Source organism: Sporomusa sp., from assembly GCF_035561255.1.
Lineage (GTDB): Bacteria > Bacillota > Negativicutes > Sporomusales > Sporomusaceae > Sporomusa.
Map to the genome: position 1 here is coordinate 1 of NZ_DATMXX010000090.1, position 3,303 is coordinate 3,303.

General features: G+C 41.9%; 4 protein-coding genes. All 4 read left to right on the top strand.

The features are described from left to right. The first annotated feature begins 268 nt into the window (after window positions 1-268). On the top strand, window positions 269-1,306 hold the full coding sequence (gene rfbB / locus VN379_RS05400) for a dTDP-glucose 4,6-dehydratase (RefSeq protein WP_325531596.1): 1,038 nt from the start codon (window positions 269-271) through the stop codon (window positions 1,304-1,306). A 164-nt stretch (window positions 1,307-1,470) separates the two neighbouring features. Continuing rightward, window positions 1,471-2,355 (top strand): glucose-1-phosphate thymidylyltransferase RfbA, encoded by an 885-nt coding sequence (gene rfbA, locus VN379_RS05405; protein ID WP_325522199.1) that lies wholly within the window; start codon window positions 1,471-1,473, stop codon window positions 2,353-2,355. Continuing rightward, window positions 2,352-2,906 (top strand): dTDP-4-dehydrorhamnose 3,5-epimerase, encoded by a 555-nt coding sequence (gene rfbC / locus VN379_RS05410; RefSeq protein WP_325522197.1) that lies wholly within the window; start codon window positions 2,352-2,354, stop codon window positions 2,904-2,906. Before rfbA ends, rfbC begins: the two co-directional genes overlap by 4 nt. A gap of 8 nt (window positions 2,907-2,914) precedes the next feature. Beyond that, a complete protein-coding gene (locus VN379_RS05415; RefSeq protein ID WP_325522195.1) occupies window positions 2,915-3,184 on the top strand; it encodes a sugar nucleotide-binding protein in 270 nt (89 codons plus the stop codon). Window positions 3,185-3,303: the final 119 nt, after the last annotated feature.

The window sequence follows — 3,303 nt, forward strand, 5'->3', positions numbered from 1 at the left end:
GTCTATCTTTATATAGTCGCTGACATAGCTTAAGTCTCCTTTCGCATCTCTTACTTTATATAAGTTTACATTTATACTATATTATGATTTAGGACATGTGAGTGTTACCCAAGGAAATCAAAGTCTAGAAACATCATGCATTCTGTCCTATTTGGGAGACCTTGTGCCAATATGAGTTATTTCGTCATATAATGGAACATTCAAAGGTATTGAGGAATAGTAAGGAAGTATTATTGATTCTTAGTTAATTCTCAGGAGGCGATTGTTATTGCAAACACTGCTTATTACAGGCGGCGCCGGCTTTATCGGCAGTAATTTTGTTCATTATATTATGGCAAATACCAATTGCCAAATTATCAATCTTGATAAGCTGACCTATGCGGGTAATCTAAACAATTTAAAATCCATACTCCAGCATCCCCGCCACATTTTTATCAAAGGATCAATTCAGGACCGGATGCTGGTAAAACAATTGCTTGATCAATATCAGCCAGACGGAGTGGTCCACCTGGCAGCCGAATCCCATGTGGACCGGTCAATTGACGGGCCGGGAGAATTTATCCAAACCAACATTGTGGGAACTTTTGAATTGCTGGAGTGCGTTCGTGATTATTGGTCTAGGCAAGATGCCACACAGAAAGCCGCTTTTCGCTTTCTTCATATATCTACTGACGAGGTTTACGGCTCTCTAGGGCCAACAGGCTATTTTACTGAAGAAACAAAGTATGCGCCTAATTCGCCATATTCTGCATCCAAGGCCGCATCAGATCACTTGGTGCGGGCTTATTTTCACACTTACGGCTTACCGGTGCTAATTACTAACTGCTCTAATAACTATGGTCCTTACCAATTTCCTGAAAAGCTCATACCTTTGATGATACTTACTGCGCTAAAAGATGAACCGTTACCTATATACGGAGATGGCAGCAATATTCGGGACTGGCTCTTTGTTCGTGATCACTGTAGTGCAATCTTAAAAGTTCTGACACAAGGACAGCCCGGAGAAGTCTATAATGTCGGTGGCAATAACGAGAAGACTAATTTGCAGGTAGTCCAAGGTATCTGTGATTTGCTGGATAAATTGAAGCTGCGCCTGAAAGGTGGCAGTTATCGTGAATTAATTACTTTCGTTAAAGATCGCCCAGGTCATGATCGCCGCTATGCAATTGATTCTTCAAAATTAAAGGCAGAGTTTGCCTGGGTTCCCGAAGAATCTTTTGAAACCGGATTGTTCAAAACAGTTAAGTGGTATCTGGATAATCTGGATTGGTGCCAAAGTATTAAATCAGGCAGTTGTCGTGGGTAAGAGTCTTGGGTTTATAAAGTGAGACTTAGCTTCAGGTGGGGTTTTAACCCCGTCTGAAGTTTAGTCGACCTTATCCAGGGACTTAGACGCTATTAACTACCGCTTACAAAAGCGGGAGTCTTAGAGTGACTTAGTCATCGGATAAACGGCTAGGAGTGTTGAGTATGATCAAGAAGGGAATTATCTTGGCCGGCGGTTCCGGTACAAGGTTGTATCCGTTGACCAAAGTAATAAGCAAACAATTGATGCCTATTTATGACAAGCCTATGGTCTATTATCCACTAACTACGCTTATGTTGGCAGGGATATCTAATATACTGGTTATTTCAACTCCGCAAGATTTGCCGTTATATGAGCAGCTTCTCAAAGACGGAACACAATGGGGGATAAATATCTGTTATGCAGCGCAGCCCTATCCGGAGGGGATTGCCCAGGCATTTATTGTTGGGCAGGATTTTATTGAGGATAAAGGCTGCAGCCTAGTGTTAGGGGACAACATTTTTTATGGTGATGGCCTTGCGGTCAAACTTCAACAAGCGGCCAGTAAGGAAGCAGGCGCAACTGTCTTTGGGTATAGGGTCAACAATTCGGAACACTACGGTGTAGTTGAGTTTGATAAAACGGGTAGAGCTATAAGCATTGAAGAAAAGCCGGTACAGCCTAAATCGAACTATGCAGTAACAGGACTATATTTTTATGATCATCAGGTAGTTGATATGGCGAAAGCGCTCAAACTAAGTGCCAGAGGCGAACTTGAGATTACCGATATAAATAGACTTTATCTCAGGCAAGGTCAACTCAAAGTTGAGCGTTTGGGGCGGGGGGTTGCGTGGCTTGATACAGGAACGCATAGGTCACTTCTTCAGGCAGCAAATTTTATTGAAACAATTGAGCAAAGACAAGGATTAAAAATAGCATGTCCTGAAGAAGTTGCTTTCCGTATGGGCTATATTTCTGTTGAGCAATTATTAAAAATTGCCGACTCCTACAGAAATAATGGTTATGGCGAATATCTATTAAACCTGGCACAGGGGGAGGCCGCTCAATGAGGTGTTATGAAACGTCTTTGCCGGATGTAAAGATTTTTGAACCTGAGGTATTTGAAGATAGTAGGGGCTTTTTTATGGAAACTTGGAACTCAGCCCGTTATTTACAGTGGGATATCCCAACCAATTTTGTTCAAGATAATTTATCGTTGTCCACAAAAGGAATTCTACGGGGGCTTCATTATCAGCAGCCTAATCCGCAGGGTAAGTTGGTGTATGTATTGCAAGGAGAAGTTTTTGATGTGGCCGTAGATATAAGATACGGGTCGCCTACCTTTGGCCACTGGGTTGGTATAATTTTATCCGCACAAAACCGGCGCCAGATGTATGTACCAGAGGGCTTTGCACACGGCTTTTGCGTAATGAGTGAAACGGCTTTGTTTGCCTATAAATGTACAGACTTTTATTCACCACCAAGTGAAAGGGGAATTTTTTGGAATGATCCGGATTTAAAAATAAACTGGCCTATATCGCATCCTACCTTATCGGAAAAGGATAAACAGCATTTACAACTTAGAGACATTGCGGTAGAGTATCTGCCGGTATATCGTTAGGTGACAGTATGAGAATAGTTGTTACTGGCGGCACAGGGCAGCTAGGGAAGGCTTTTGCTTCTTTAGCACACTTATATACCGGACAAATGTTTATATTGGGATCAAGGGACATGGATGTTACAATTGAGCGACAGGTCATTGACGTTTTCAATCAGATATTACCGGATGTTGTTATACATGCCGGGGCTTACACTGCTGTTGATGCTGCAGAAACAGCACAAGATGAAGCTTTCAGGTTAATATGTTTGGTACCCGTAACGTTGCTGCTGCTTGTTTAAACTATAATAGCAAATAACTTCCGTCTCTGGCAGGATGCACTTGTCGAATATATAAATATAGAGGATATGTGAATATACTAGGCTAAGAATCGTTTGAGCATGATGAGTTCAAGCGGTTT